We start from the raw sequence: 255 nt of genomic DNA, 5'->3' as shown, positions 1-255 counted from the left end.
ACATTCGCACCCCAACCAGCACCAGCTGGGGAGGCAAGAGGATCAACCGAGATAAACCCACGAGCTACCGGGTCATAGACACGCGCACCCAGGATCTCCAGACCAGCAACCTGCAAAGATCCAGCAATCGTCACCCCAAAACCAGGGACAGCAGCAGAAGACGAAGAGGAGGTAACAGACACGGTGGTATCCGAGAGACAGGCGAAACAGAAGAAGAAAGGTTCTAGTAAACAATCAGGACGACGCCGTCCCTGG

The 255-nt window shown here is 55.3% G+C and carries 1 protein-coding gene; it reads right to left on the bottom strand.

What is annotated here, in order from left to right; genetic code table 11:
- Positions 1-182, bottom strand: a 182-nt coding sequence (locus tag L7A20_RS11920; protein ID WP_237223690.1) for a hypothetical protein, incomplete at its 3' end; no start/stop codon positions are given.
- Positions 183-255 lie beyond the last annotated feature (73 nt).

Source organism: Rothia nasimurium (assembly GCF_928381415.1).
GTDB lineage: Bacteria > Actinomycetota > Actinomycetes > Actinomycetales > Micrococcaceae > Rothia > Rothia nasimurium_H.
This window is presented reverse-complemented; position numbering and strand designations above follow the sequence as displayed.